The 14,452-nt window shown below is 34.6% G+C and carries 14 protein-coding genes; all 14 read left to right on the top strand.

Annotated features, from left to right (window positions below; all coding sequences use genetic code 11):
* The first annotated feature begins 13 nt into the window (after window positions 1-13).
* Window positions 14-1,291 carry a PTS sugar transporter subunit IIC gene (locus LDX54_RS07740; protein ID WP_265667530.1) on the top strand — a complete coding sequence of 426 codons (1,278 nt, stop codon included), beginning with the start codon at window positions 14-16 and terminating at the stop codon, window positions 1,289-1,291.
* A 5-nt stretch (window positions 1,292-1,296) separates the two neighbouring features.
* Complete coding sequence (locus LDX54_RS07735; protein ID WP_265667531.1) at window positions 1,297-1,560, top strand: acylphosphatase; 264 nt, start codon at window positions 1,297-1,299, stop codon at window positions 1,558-1,560.
* Window positions 1,561-1,567: 7 nt separating this feature from the next.
* Window positions 1,568-2,704: a DUF1343 domain-containing protein gene (locus LDX54_RS07730; RefSeq protein ID WP_265667532.1), complete on the top strand. Its 1,137-nt coding sequence runs from the start codon at window positions 1,568-1,570 to the stop codon at window positions 2,702-2,704.
* A gap of 371 nt (window positions 2,705-3,075) precedes the next feature.
* Complete coding sequence (locus tag LDX54_RS07725; RefSeq protein ID WP_265667533.1) at window positions 3,076-3,921, top strand: MurR/RpiR family transcriptional regulator; 846 nt, start codon at window positions 3,076-3,078, stop codon at window positions 3,919-3,921.
* A gap of 61 nt (window positions 3,922-3,982) precedes the next feature.
* Entirely contained in the window at window positions 3,983-4,879 is an 897-nt protein-coding gene (gene murQ / locus LDX54_RS07720; RefSeq protein WP_265667534.1) for an N-acetylmuramic acid 6-phosphate etherase, read from the top strand.
* A 311-nt stretch (window positions 4,880-5,190) separates the two neighbouring features.
* The gene (locus tag LDX54_RS07715) at window positions 5,191-6,162 is read left to right on the top strand and encodes a ribose-phosphate diphosphokinase (RefSeq protein WP_046325435.1); all 972 of its coding nucleotides are present in this window, start codon (window positions 5,191-5,193) and stop codon (window positions 6,160-6,162) included.
* Between the two features lie 163 nt (window positions 6,163-6,325).
* Window positions 6,326-7,927, top strand: a complete 1,602-nt coding sequence (locus LDX54_RS07710; protein ID WP_265667536.1) for an ABC transporter ATP-binding protein — start codon at window positions 6,326-6,328, stop codon at window positions 7,925-7,927.
* Window positions 7,917-9,521, top strand: a complete 1,605-nt coding sequence (locus LDX54_RS07705) for an ABC transporter ATP-binding protein (RefSeq protein ID WP_265667537.1) — start codon at window positions 7,917-7,919, stop codon at window positions 9,519-9,521. Before LDX54_RS07710 ends, LDX54_RS07705 begins: the two co-directional genes overlap by 11 nt.
* 190 nt (window positions 9,522-9,711) lie before the next feature.
* On the top strand, window positions 9,712-10,740 hold the full coding sequence (locus LDX54_RS07700; protein ID WP_265667538.1) for an SIS domain-containing protein: 1,029 nt from the start codon (window positions 9,712-9,714) through the stop codon (window positions 10,738-10,740).
* Window positions 10,741-10,806: 66 nt separating this feature from the next.
* The gene (locus LDX54_RS07695) at window positions 10,807-11,877 is read left to right on the top strand and encodes an SIS domain-containing protein (RefSeq protein WP_174795075.1); all 1,071 of its coding nucleotides are present in this window, start codon (window positions 10,807-10,809) and stop codon (window positions 11,875-11,877) included.
* A gap of 3 nt (window positions 11,878-11,880) precedes the next feature.
* The gene (locus tag LDX54_RS07690) at window positions 11,881-12,300 is read left to right on the top strand and encodes a hypothetical protein (protein ID WP_122026421.1); all 420 of its coding nucleotides are present in this window, start codon (window positions 11,881-11,883) and stop codon (window positions 12,298-12,300) included.
* Window positions 12,301-12,313: 13 nt separating this feature from the next.
* Entirely contained in the window at window positions 12,314-12,781 is a 468-nt protein-coding gene (locus tag LDX54_RS07685) for a PTS sugar transporter subunit IIB (protein WP_046325428.1), read from the top strand.
* A 22-nt stretch (window positions 12,782-12,803) separates the two neighbouring features.
* Window positions 12,804-13,616, top strand: a complete 813-nt coding sequence (locus LDX54_RS07680; RefSeq protein ID WP_122026420.1) for a PTS sugar transporter subunit IIC — start codon at window positions 12,804-12,806, stop codon at window positions 13,614-13,616.
* Window positions 13,606-14,439: a PTS system mannose/fructose/sorbose family transporter subunit IID gene (locus LDX54_RS07675; RefSeq protein ID WP_046325426.1), complete on the top strand. Its 834-nt coding sequence runs from the start codon at window positions 13,606-13,608 to the stop codon at window positions 14,437-14,439. The genes LDX54_RS07680 and LDX54_RS07675 overlap by 11 nt, the downstream gene beginning before the upstream one ends.
* The last annotated feature ends 13 nt before the right edge of the window (window positions 14,440-14,452 follow it).

Below are 14,452 nucleotides of genomic sequence, written 5' to 3'. Positions count from 1 at the left end.
AAAGGAGTATATAATGAAAAATTTTAGTAAAAGCCTTGAACAAAAGGTTATGCCAGTAGCAACTAAAATATCACAAAATCGATACTTGGTTTCGATTCGTGATGGTATTATTGCTACTATGCCTTTAACAATGCTTGGAAGTTTTTTCGTTCTATTCGCACAATTACCAATTACGGCTTATCAAAATTGGGTAAAGCCTTATGTTACAACAATTATGCTGCCATATAGAGCAACAGTTGGTTTAATGGCGGTTTATGCTGCATTTTGTATAGGTTATTATTTGGCAAAGCAGTATAAAATAGATGCCTTGTCTAGTGGATTAATAGCAATGGTAGCATTTATGATGACTACCATTCCTGTAATAGCTAATGATGCTGCAAATCCAAAATTGTCACTAGGAATGGTATTACCAATGACCTATTTAGGTGGATCGGGTATGTTTACAGCAATGGTGGTGGCCATACTTTCTGTAGAAATTGTAAACTTTTGCGTGAAGAAAAATATTACAATAAAAATGCCTGATGCTGTTCCTAAATCTGTTTCTCGCTCATTTACAGCAATTATTCCAGCTGCAGTTGTAATCATACTAGTCTGGATTGTTACTGGTATTTTGAAGTTTAACATTAGTGAGTTTTTAATGACAATTTTTAAGCCGATTATAAATATAGGTTTGAATTCATACTTAGGAATTATTATCCCAACTTTGCTTATCACCATATTATGGTGTATGGGAATTCATGGATATGCAATAATTGGTCATATCCTCGAACCTTTCTGGTTAATCCTTTGGCAACAAAATGTTGATGCAGTGGCTGCTGGACATGCAGCTACTAATATCGGAGCTACTGGTTTTTATAATTTCGCCTGGATTGGCGGTGCCGGTGGTACCCTTGCTTTATGTGTAATTGCAGCCTTTTGTTGCAAATCAGCTTATTTGAAAGAAGTTGGTCGATTAGCATTACTACCAGGTATATTTAATATTAATGAACCTATCATTTTCGGTGCACCTATTGTATTGAACCCAATACTTGCAATTCCATTCGTTGTTGGGCCATTTATTACTACTACTGTTACATATTTTGCTATGTATTTTAACTTGTTAAATAAAACCTCAGTTAACGCACCATTTACTGTGCCATTTCCACTTATGGGTTATATGACAACTCTAGGAGACGTAAGAGCCATATTCTGGATGCTTCTTAACTTTGTGATTTATTTAGTTATTTATTATCCTTTTACAAAGATGTATGATAAACAATTACTTAAAAAAGAACAGGCTGAGGCGAAGTAATAGATATGAGAAAAAAGCTGATATTACATGGAAACTTAACTGACGGTGGTGTAAAGTATGTCGCACAGCGGTATGCAATGGAACTACATTTAACAGGTATTTCTGCTCGTGGTCCTGAAGGAACAATTGAAATTGAAGTTCAAGGTGAAGAGCAAACAATAAATAAATTTATAGAAAAGATCAAACAGGGTAATCAGTTCTTTAGTGTTCAAAAAGTCGATGAAAGTGTAATTCCAGAGATACCCGAAAAAATCTTTCATATTGGTTAAAGCAGTCATGAAATTAGGAATTGAAAATATTAATGAGTTTAAATCTTTAATAATTAATAAAAATATTGGCTTAATTACAAACTTTACGGGTTTAACTTCTGATTTTAATTCGACAATTGATGTTTTGAACAAATACTCCTCAGTAAAGAAAGTATTTACGCTAGAACATGGGTTACATGGTATTGCTGATCCTGGACAAAAAGTGGCAAATTATTTTGATCAAACTTTAAAAATAACGATTCATAGTCTTTATGGCAGTCAGCTTGCTCCTACTGCTGACGAATTAAAAGATATTGATATCTTGATCTTTGATATTCAGGATATTGGTGTCCGTTACTTTACGTATATAAGCAGCATGTTTAAATTAATGCAAGTCGCAAATAAACTAAATTTACCCTTCTTAGTCATGGATCGCCCCTTACTTTTAGGTCGTAAAAAGCCATTAGGACAAATAATAAAGCCTGACTTTTATTCCTTTGTTGGGATGTTACCGTTGCCAAACTATTATGGTTTAACAATTGGTGAATTAGCAAGTTGGATAAAAGATACTCAATTACCTAATTTAAATCTATTTGTTAGTCATTTAATAAATTGGAATCCTAAATTAAATATTGAAGAAAATGGGTTATCTTTTGTAGCTCCGTCACCAAATTTGCCTTCAATAAATGCTCTTAAATTGTATCCAGGTCTTTGTTTCTTGGAAGGGACTAATATTTCTGAAGGGAGAGGAACGGTTAAACCATTTGAACAATTAGGGGCTCCATGGATTGATGAAAAAGAATTTACTAAAACTTTGCGAGATTCTTTTCAAAATAGTGGTGTCTTGTTTCAACCGGTGTGGTTCAAACCAAGTAGCTCTAAGTTTTGTGATAAGATTTGTAAAGGAGTACAAATACATATTGTAAATCACAGCTTTAATCCATTAATAGTAGCAATTAAAATTATACGAGTTCTATTAGTTTTATATCCAAATAAATTTAAGATGGATTTAGTTTCACCTGCTATAGGAACAAAACATAATTTTATTGAATATTTAATGGGTTGTGAGTTTCGCAACTTAGATGATACAGACCGTTTACTAGCAATTTTTGAAAAGGATGACGAACCTTTTTATAAAATAGCACGTAATTATTATTTTTATTAGGGAATAGGAAAATGTCTATTGGATTAAGAATTACTTTTTTAGTTGTTATATTACTTTTTCTGTTCATATTAGCACATAGTCTAGTTGAGAAAGTTTATAAGAGTGGTCACAAAATTTATAGTATGCTGGTTGGCTTTATCAGTTGTTTGTTATTAATATATGATTCGCTTTTTGTCAAAAATACTATAATATCAACTATCATTCAAGCATTATACTTATTTGGTGGCATCATCTTCTTTATGTCTTTTAATTTGAACTTTAAGCTTATAATAAAAGGTAAAGGAAATAGTTGGTTGGCAAAGCGTATAAGACGATTACAATCAATAAGTAAAAATATTAAATAATCAGTTTTTATCCTTGTTAGGTGTTTTATGAATTTTCAAAATAGAGTTGAAGCAGTTCGTGATAATTTAACAAAATCAGAAGTCAAAATTGTCAAATTTATAGAAAATCATCCAGATAAATCTCTTAAACTTAGTATTAACGAATTGGCTAGTTGTGCGCAGTCAAGTTCAGCAACAGTTACAAGACTAGTAAAAAAGCTTGGTATTGATTCTTTCACGGCCATGAAAGTAATGATTTCTAAAGATTTGGGAGGCCAAAAAGAAGATAGTAACTATCAATTGGATGTAAGAAAAAATGAATCTTTCATTTCCATTTCTGATAAGTTACAGGAAAATTATAGTAAAAATATTATGGCTACCAAAGAACTATTGAAAGAAGAGATTTGTCAATCCGTAGTAAATCGCTTACTAAAAACCAAAAATTTATATGTTTATGGCGTTGGCGCTTCGTCACTCGCTTCAACTAATATTTATCAAAAATGGTCAAGAATCGGTTGCCATGTAGTTAAAAATCAAGATTTTGAAGTCTTTTTAACGAATCTTTGTGGAGCTAAATCTCAAGATACCTTGTGGTTAATTTCTAATTCAGGCGAAACGAAAGAAGTATTGAAGTTGGCGAATTTTGCAAAGCAAAATAATATTTTTACGATTTCTCTTACCAAATTTGGCCAAAATTCTTTAGTTAAAAACACTAAGTTAAATTTGACGACATGTAAACCCCTAGAGCCTGATATTAGAGTTGGAGCAACCAATTCTATTATTGGTCAGTTTTATGTAATTGATGTAATTTTCTATTTGTACTTTAGCCATAGTTTTGAAGAAAGCTATAAGGCAATAACTGCTTCAAAAAATGCTGTTAAGAAATTTAAATAATATAACTCATCTGTTTTATTAGAACTTAAAAACTATTTATAAGATAACTAACGGGAAAAGAATGAAATTAAAACAATTAATAACAGAAGCACGCAATCCTGCTTCAACTCATATTGATACTATGTCTACTATCAATATGGTAAAAACTATCAATGCCGAAGATCAGAAAGTAGCGCAAGCTGTAGCAAAACAAAGTGAGACAATTGCACTCGCGATTGATCAGGCTGCTGAAAAATTCGCGGATGGTGGGAGATTAATATATATAGGTGCTGGCACTAGTGGTCGGTTAGGAGTCTTAGATGCAACTGAGTTAGTTCCAACATATGGCATTGAGCCAAAAAGAGCAGTAGGTCTTATTGCTGGTGGAAAAGAAGCATTGTTTACTGCTGTTGAGGGTGCAGAAGATTCTATGACTCTCGGAATTAACGATCTCCAAAAAATTAAATTGACTGCAGATGATATTGTAATTGGTGTAGCTGCTAGTGGTCGAACACCCTATGTTGTTGGCGGCTTAAAATATGCAAGAAGAAGCCATGCTCTCACTATAGCCATTGCCTGTGTATCAAAATCAGTTATTGGTCAAAATGCTGATATTGCAATTGAAGCTGTAGTTGGTCCCGAAGTAATTACTGGTTCGACCCGAATGAAAGCTGGTACTGCTCAGAAAATGATTTTAAATACGATATCAACAGGTATAATGATTAAACAAGGCAAGGTTTATCAAAACGTGATGATTGATGTACAGCCGACAAATGATAAATTAATCGATCGTGCATCTCGTATTATCAGTGAAACGGCGGCAATATCTCTTAAAGAAGCTCAGACTTATTTAAGGCTAGCAGATAATAATGTTGCAGTAGCAATAGTAATGGCCAAAACAGGAAAAAATAAAATGGAAGCAGCACAGTTATTAACCAAGTATCATTGCAACGTAAGTGCTGTTCTAAAAAATAATTAATCATATTCGATTAAATAGAACCCTCTATGTTAAGAAAATGAAGTGCTCCATAATAGTTAGACATTAATCTGACTATTAGGGGCACTTCAAAGTCGACTTGAGGGTTTTACTGTGAATGATTTTCTAAAAACGGAAAAATGAAATGATTATATACTGCTTTTTGCGGTAAAAATTAGTTATTTTGCTCATTAATCTAGTATTCGGGGCTTGAATGTCACCAACTAAAGTTGAATAATAATATAGGAAGTAACTTTTTCAGACAACTTTTGGTAAAATAATAAGTTGTTAACAATTTTAATACGGAGGAAATTATGTCTTATAAAGACAATATGATGTTGTTTGCCCTTAATTCAAACGTTCCGCTGGCCCAAAAAATTGCGGAACGTGTGGGGGTGCCCTTAAGTAAGTCCAGTGTTCAACGCTTTAGTGATGGCGAAATTCAAATAAACATTGATGAATCTGTCCGGGGCAAAGATGTATATTTAATTCAGTCAACCAGTGTGCCGGTCAACGATAACCTAATGGAGCTGTTAATCATGATTGACGCTGTGCGCCGTGCCAGTGCACAGACGATTAATATCGTAATTCCTTACTATGGTTATGCTCGTCAAGATCGTAAAACAAGACCCCGTGAGCCAATCACTGCTAAACTAGTAGCTGATATGTTGCAAGAAGCGGGTGCAACTAGAGTTTTATCTCTTGATCTTCACGCCCCACAAATTCAAGGTTTCTTTGATATCCCAGTTGACAATTTAATGGGTGCACCTTTACTTGCTGATTACTTTTTAAGAAATAATTTGCAAAAAGATGCCGTGGTAGTTTCACCCGATCACGGTGGTGTAACTCGTGCTCGTAAATTAGCCGAGTTTTTAAAGACACCAATTGCAATTGTCGATAAACGACGTCCACGAGCCAATGTTTCAGAAGTAATGAATATTATTGGTAACGTGAAAGGTAAGCGTGCGATTATCATTGACGACATGATTGATACTGCAGGCACTATCACACTTGCTGCTCAGGCTTTAATAGATGCTGGAGCTACCGAGGTTTATGCCAGTGCTACACATGCGGTTTTATCAGGACCCGCTATTCAAAGGTTAAACGATTCTCCGATTAAAAATTTGGTGCTAACTGACTCTATTAATCAACCTGTAGAAAAGAAACTGGAAAAAACTCTTCTAGTTTCGGTTGGTCCGCTTATTGGGGATGCAATTAAATGCATTCAAAAACACGAGCCTCTTAGTCCATTGTTTAATACTCGGTATGAAAAAGATAAACATTAATAAGTTAAAAAAGATAGAAGATCTGCTTGAAATAAGGCAGATCTTTTAATTTGACAGAATTACCACTTAGTCTGCTTTATTGACCCCTTAGTGAAATACTATTGCATTTAAAATAAAATTAAAGTTTAATAAAAACATACAAAAGATGAAAGGATAAATGGTAATGTCACTGAAAGAACTTTTGAAAACTAATATTCCCCGTAGTGTATTTATTCTAATTATTTTCTTAGGTTATGCCATTTGTGGAACACTAGGAACATATCTTTTTAAATTTGCAATTAATGATCTAACAAAGGGGCATTGGGACAGATTTGTGTTTTGGCTGGTTGTTGATTTTGTCATATCAATCTTTTCCGTTTTGCTTTTACCAGTAGGAACATTTTTATTTAATAAACAAATTCAAGAATGCATACATAATATTCGGGCAAAACTTATGCGCCATTATTATCAGTCAAATACTTATAAAGTTTCCAATATTCAAAACCAGTTGAACAACAATCTCAAAATTTTAACTGATGATTACGCCACTCCCTGGATACAGGTCTGGACTAATTTGTTAAGTATAATTATGGCAATAGGTACATTGCTTACACTTCACTGGTCATTAATTTTATTCGTTGCCATAGCAGCTGTCATTGTGCTGACATTACCAAAAGTAATGACTAAAAAGTTATCGAGCTCAACAGCTGAAGCGTCAAAGAAAAATGCCGAATTTTTAAATACAATTGAAAATTGGTTTTCTGGTTTGAGTGAATTGCGTCGTTATAGTGCGGGTGCTCGCTTGGACAGAGCACTTGGTCAAGATAGCAGAAAACTGGCAGCCGCCAATGTTAATAGAAGAAAAATCCAAGGAATTTCTATTAGTATTAATGGCTTAGGTAATGCTATTGGTCAAATTGGTGCAAGTTTATGGAGTGGGCTGCTATTTTTTGCACATATTATCACCTTAGGTGATTGGTTTATAGCGGGCAGCTTTGCTTCGACAATTTTTAATGGTCTCTGGTCAGTTATTAGCGCAATAACGCAGATGAGATCTACCAAAAAATTGCGTCAGGAAATTGCACAATTGACAAAGCCAATATCTGGGAAGAAGCAAGGCACTAAAGTTTATGGTGTTGAATGTCACAATTTGAAGGTGCAATATCCAAATGGTGAAAGTATATCTTATCCTGATTTTACTATTAATAAAGGCGATAAGGTTTTACTTTCAGGTGATTCAGGTACAGGTAAATCGACTTTATTCAAAGTTTTACTGGGGCAACTTAAACCCGAAACAGGTGAAGTATATTTCACTGCTAAAGACGGCACCAAAATATCACCTCAAAAAGCTCAACTGGGTTATGTAGCTCAGGATGCAACGCTTTTTCCTGATACTATTGCTAATAATATTACAATGTTTAACCGCAAATTGACTGGCAAACTAAAAGAAATTGTCCAAAAAGTTCAACTGGTGCCTGATTTAGCCAAGTTTCCCGAGCAAATTAATACAACGGTTGATTTAGATCAAGGCAATTTATCAGGTGGACAAAGACAAAAAGTAGTTTTAGCAAGGGCTGAAATTCATGATGAACCATTTTTGTTACTTGATGAGGCAACTAGCGCAATTGACAGTAAAGCTACCAGTGAAATTATTGGTAACTTGCTCGATACTGATAAAACAGTTTTGATGATTGCACATAACTTTAGTCCTGAACTAAAAGACAAGTTTGATTATCAAATCAATTTAAAATCTAATAAAAAATCAGGTAATCAAAATGACAATTAAAGAATTTTACAAGAACAATCCTTTCCGTTTTATTGTTTTACTATTAATCAATATTAGTTTCTATGCTCTGCTAATTATTGGCACAGTTTTCAGTATTATAGAAACTACGGCAATTCAACAGGGCAATTTTAAAATCTTTTTAATTACTATTTTATGTAGTTTTGCATGTGTAATGGCAGATTATTTAATGCAAGGTCTGACAAACTACCTTTTGTCTTGTCAAGAAGAACAGTATAATATCGCCATCAGAGCGAAAACTGTTAATCACTTTTATGAAGATCAAAAAGATCACACAGTGGCACAAGTTCAAAATCGGCTAACAAATGATGTAGTCCAAAGTCAGCAAAATTATATTACTCCCTTTTTTAGTTTAATTGGCGGAGTAGTCATCATAGTTTCTGCTGTTATATTATTGATTTCATTGCATTGGAGTTTGCTTGTTACTATTGTAATAATGGTGGTAATCTCTTTACTTTTACCCAAGCTGTTAGAGAAACCCTTGCAAAAGTCAATGCTTCGAATTTCTCAAAGTAACCAAAAATATCTCGATTGTCTGGAAAAATGGCTTAATGGACTTGCAGAAATACAGCGTTATTTTAGTGGGGCAAAACTATTTAGGGTAACAGGTAGCGCAGCTAAAGAATTAGAAGATGCCAATGTTAAGCAAAATGGTGTCATGCAATTATTAACTGTTATCAACGGCTTAGTGTCTGTGGTTTTCTCACTGATTTTATTTTTATTAGCCGGATATTTGTTTCAGCAAAAATTAGTAGTGTTTGGCGTCATTACCGCAGTAGGTAATTGCTTAAGCTACTTGAAACAAGGAATTCAGTTTATAGTAACCTCTTATGGGCAAATGAAGGCAACGGCATCTCTAAATAAAGAAATTGCTAAAACCGCAAAACCAGTAAGAAAAACTCAAATTGAAAAAATTGTGACTCCAGCAGCGATTAGCACATCTAATCTTAGTTTGCAATTTCCTAATGGTGAAAGTTTGGCTTTCCCAGATATGGACGTGAAACCTGGGGAAAAGATATTATTAACTGGAGACTCCGGAGCTGGTAAGTCAACGTTGTTTAAACTCGTCTTGGGACAGATTAAACCAAATTCTGGACAAATCATATTTAAAGATAAAGATGGTTCAAGGATTAATCCAGATATGAGTAAAATTGGCTATATCCCGCAAGATCCAGTTCTTTTCCCCGTCAGCATTGCTGATAATATGACAATGTTTGCCGATGAACTTAAGAGTGCTTTACCACAACTTGTAAATAAAGTAGAGCTTGCTGGTGATATTGCCAAATTTGACGATGGACTAAATCAAAAGATTGACCTAAATAAGTTAAATATTTCAGGTGGTCAAAGGCAAAAGATTGTGCTGGTACGAGCTTTAGTTCATCAGAGTGAAATTATTTTGATTGATGAAGGGACTAGTGCCATTGATCAAGAAGCAACAATGCAAATATTGCGCGAGGTTACTTCAACCCCTGCTACGGTAATCTTCATTGCACACAACTTTAGTGACAAAATGAAAAGCCTATTCGATAGGGAAATTCACTTAGTTAAAAATGTTAAAGCTAAAAGTAAAAATTAAGAGAAAAAATCAATAAGTAAATGACTAATTCAAAGCTTGTTTTGGATTAGTTTTTTTCTACCAAAATATTTTTGAAAGCGATTTAAAAAAGTGTTGATTTATTTCTAAAAACTGGTACACTTAAAAGTGAAATCGGACTTATTAAATATCCAATTTTGTTTATCTTGTTTTTTTACTTGGGAGGTAAAAAATGGAAACAGAAAAAGTAGAACTAATTAATTTTAACCCAGAAGCCTATCTAAAAGACGGCGAAATGGTCTATTCCAAGAGGTCAGAAATTGAAGAGTTGGCTGATAAGCTAACCCAAGAAGGATATAAAAATATCTATCTGATGGGAATAGGCGGAACTGAGTTTGAATTGTACCAGTTTGCATATGCAGCTAATAGAATGTCAGATTTACCTGTTAAAGTGATTAATGCTGCGGACTTAAATGCAGTTCATCCACGTGATTTGACTAAAGATACAATTGTTATTACTGCAAGTGACAGTGGTAATACCCCAGAGATTATTGAAGCTGCACAGTGGTTGATAAAAGATAATATTAGACTAATTGCGTTTACTAAAAAGAGCGGTGAATTAGGTGGAATGGCACCAACTGTAATTGAAGTAAATGGCTCAACCGGTTCTGGGCAAAACTACTATATGGCAGAAGCAATGCTAATTTATAGTTTGCTTTATAAACATGGTGATTTTCCAGACTACCCTCAATTTGCTGATCAACTGAAAAATGTCTTTAAGGATTTGCTGGACATCAGAAAGAAATTCGAACCAAAAGCTGATGAGATTGCTCATAAATGTTACAAGGCTCCTTACACTATTTTCACCGGTTCAGGAGCTTTGTGGGGTGAAACTGAATTATTCGCTGAATGTCTGCTTGAAGAAATGCAATGGGTAAGAACACGCCCAATTACCAGTGCAAAATTTTTCCATGGTACTCTGGAGCTAGTTGAAAAAGGTGTACCAGTTTTCATTGTCGAAGGTGAAGACGAATTCAGAAAGCAAGACGTTCGTGTACAACGTTTCTGTGAAAAGATTGGCGCTGAACATTATGTAATTGATACAAAAGAATATAGTTTAAGTGTTGATGATAAGTTTAGACATTTGGTTATTCCATGGATTGTTAACTCTCTATTAACAGACAGATTAACAAATCACTACCAAGTTTATACAAAGCATAATAAGAACTACAGAAGATATTATCGTCAATTCGAATATTAGTATGATAAAAAGACGGGATACTTGTGTATCCCGCTTTTTGTTCAAATTTTTAGTTTGGAAGTGAATATGATGAAAATGCTGGATTATGTTAAAGCGTCACCACAAAAAGTTAAAGAAAACATTAATGATAAAGAAAGTTTAGTTACACCATTAGTAAAACTTTTTTGTGATCAAAATTTTGTAAGCGTTATCATAGTTGCGTCTGGATCATCTATGAATGCTGCAAAAATGGCACAACCATATATGGTTAAACGTTTAGGATGTCCTGTATCGGTAATAACCCCTGAATTGTATGAACTGATAGAACCAATTAATTTTAACAAAACATTCGTATTCTTTATATCTCAAAGTGGGGCTTCTACCAATATTCTGCATGCGATGAATTACATGAAAAAGTTAAGCCACCAAACTATTTTATTGACAGGTAATGTTCATAGTCAGGCTGCTGGTAATGCTGATTACGTAATTGATTACGGTGTAGGCGTTGAAACGGTTGGTTATGTGACCATCGGTTTGTCAACCTTAATTCTTTATTTAGCCCTCTTTGCAAATGAAGTTGCTATTAAAGGTGATCGTGAACATAACACTGATGATGAATTTATCCAATTAGCTAATGTTATGTCTAGCACAGTAGATAAGGGAATTGATTTTGTCAATGAGCACTTCCTGGAGCTTGCTGAAATGGGCCCAACTTTTATTTGCGGTAATAATATGAACCTGGGTGTTGCCAGAGAAGCTGCTCTTAAATTCCAAGAAACTTTGAAAATTCCTACGATGCATTATGAAGTTGAAGAATTTATGCATGGACCAGATATTCAACTAAGCCCAAAATATACGGTGTTTTTAATTGATAATCTGCAACACAGCTCACGAATTTCCAGTATTTATGAAAAACTAGCTGTAGTAACTTCAAGAAGATATTTGATCACGTTTGACAGTGAACCAAAAGAGCAAAACGTTATTAATATTACCAAACCGTTGATTACAGATCTGTGTTCTCTGGCCGTAATACCATTTTTCCAAGTTATTGTTGCCTCAATGATGCCCGCACTGAGTACGGAAAAATCTCATCCGCTGGCAGAAAAATTTATGGACGCAATTACTACTAAAAATTATAGTCAAAACAACAAGGAGTAAAAAATGGTTCAAGTATTGATATGTACGCATGAAGAGATGGCAGTTGGTGTGAAAAAAACAGCGGAATTTATTATGGGCCCGCAAAAAAATTTACATGCTATAGCAGCTTATACTGATGAACATTTAGATTATCAAAAAATGATTGCTGAGTTTTTAGCAAAACATTCTTCTGAACCTGTTGTTGTGCTAACAGATATCCTTGGCGGCAGCGTTAATACAGCATTAGGGAAAATGCTAGATCAATACCAAAACCTGCATATCATCTCGGGAGTCAATTTACCAATGATAGTGCAACTGTTGTTGTCAAATGAAAAAACCTTGGATGGAACAATCCAAAAGACAATTGCAGAAGCAAAAAATGGTATTCAGTATGTAAATCAAACACTCACTAAACAAACGAATAGTTTAAGTGATGATTTTTAAGGGGATGTTTTAAATGATTAAAATGATCAGAGTTGATTACCGTCTATTGCATGGCCAAGTCGCTGTGTCATGGACAGGAACTCTTGGAGCTGATGCACTTTTGCTAGTTAGTGACACCTTGAAAAATGATAAGTTAAGATTACAAATGCTTGCTTTGGCTAAGCCCAGTGGTGTCAAGGTAGTAGTAAAAGACACACAAGGTGCAATTGATGTCATCAAGAGTGGCAAAACCGATCGCTACAGTTTATTCATTATTTGTGAAACTGTTGAAATAGCGGCCAAGTTAGCTCGTGAATTTAATATTAAATCAGTTAATTTGGGCAATATCTCATTTGGTGACGGCAAGCAAAAGATTAGCAAGAGTATTTATATTAATGAAGACGAAAAACGAACAATTAAAGAATTAATTGATGAAGGAGTTGATGTCTTTATCCAAATGGTACCTACAGAAAATAAGATTGAGGCCAAAAACGTAATTTAGAGCGGTAAAGGAGATGTTCTAAATGATTTTAAAAACATTTTTGATTTTCATTGTGGCTTTAATTGGCTATAGTGATGCTTTTACTGGTACAAGTTTAATTCAACGTCCACTAGTTATGGGGATGTTAACAGGACTGGTATTGGGCGATTTAAAAGACGGCATTATTATGGGTGGTGCCATGGAACTGGCCATGGTAGGTTCAGTTTCAATTGGTGCTTATATTCCGCCTGATATGGTTTCTGGAACTATTTTAGGAACTGCTTTGGCAATTCAAGCACATGCGGATTCAGCAGCTGCTTTAACATTGGGTATTCCAATTGCTACTATAGTATTGGCTTTAGAAACAGCAATTGGTCAGCCACTAAAGTTGATCTTTGTTCACAGAATTGATAAAAACGCCCAGGATGGAGATACTAAGGCAATTGCACGTAATATGATCCTTGGTGGTTATGCTGGTAAATTACCGGGCTTAGTTATCGTACCAACCGCATTTTACTTTGGTCAACATGCGGTTACTACTTTACTCAGCAATATGCCTAAATTTATCTCGACGGGGATGACTATTGCTTCAGGGTTACTGCCAGCATTAGGATTTGCCATGTTAGCACAAATGATAATGAACAAGAAAGTTGCTGTGTTCTTTTTCATTGGTTTCTTCATGGTTGCTTATGGCAACTTGTCAACAACAGGTGTAGCTTTATTTGCTGCTTTAATCATCATTGTAATGTACATCTTTGTTGAGAGAAAAGATGATAAGAAAGGTCAAGCTACAGCCACTGAACCCGCCACAGGACAAGCAACAGAAGAACAAGGAGATGGTTTCGATGAGTTTTAAAATACAGCCTGAATATAAAGGTAAAATAACTAAAAAGGATCTACAAAAAGTATTTTGGCGCAGTATTCCAACAGAGCATTTGTGGAACTACGAAAGAATGATGAATGTTGGCTATACTTTTGCCATGATCCCAATCTTAAAGAAACTTTATCCTAAAAAAGAAGATTTATCAGCTGCATTGACGCGAAGTCTAGAAGTTTATAATGTTACTCCGTATATTATTACTTTACCAGAAGGTATTGCTACTGCTATGGAAGAGCAAAATGCGAGTGATCCAGATTTTGATACGCAATCAATTTCGGCTGTGAAACTCGCTATGATGGGTCCTTTATCAGGAGTTGGTGATGCTTTCTTCTGGGGAACTTTAAGAATACTGGCTACTGGTGTTGGTACTTCCTTAGCAATGCAGGGAAATATATTGGGACCTTTACTTTTCTTGATAATTTTTGATGTACCACATTTTATAATCAGATATGTCATGACTTTTTTAGGATACGGTCTTGGTTCAAACGTGATTGATAAACTAAAGAAGTCCGGCATTATGGATAAGGTTATGGAATATGCTTCAATCATGGGGATCATGGTTGTTGGTGGCATGACGATGAGCATGTCAAAAATTAACTTTATTACAAAAATAGGTTCCGGTAAAGGCGCCCAGACGATCCAAGGACTACTTGATGGTATCGCCCCGGGACTAGGTGTCTTAGCGCTATTTGGCGTCATGTACTGGATGCTTAAGAAGAAAATGAATCCATTGTTAATTATGTTGATTGTCTTAATCGTAAGTATAGCAGGAGCTTACTTTAACATTTTAGGAGTTTAGCTGCTATTTAATT

It is taken from the genome of Lactobacillus sp. IBH004 (assembly GCF_026185255.2).
In the GTDB taxonomy this organism is placed as follows: domain Bacteria; phylum Bacillota; class Bacilli; order Lactobacillales; family Lactobacillaceae; genus Lactobacillus; species Lactobacillus melliventris.
This window is presented reverse-complemented; position numbering and strand designations above follow the sequence as displayed.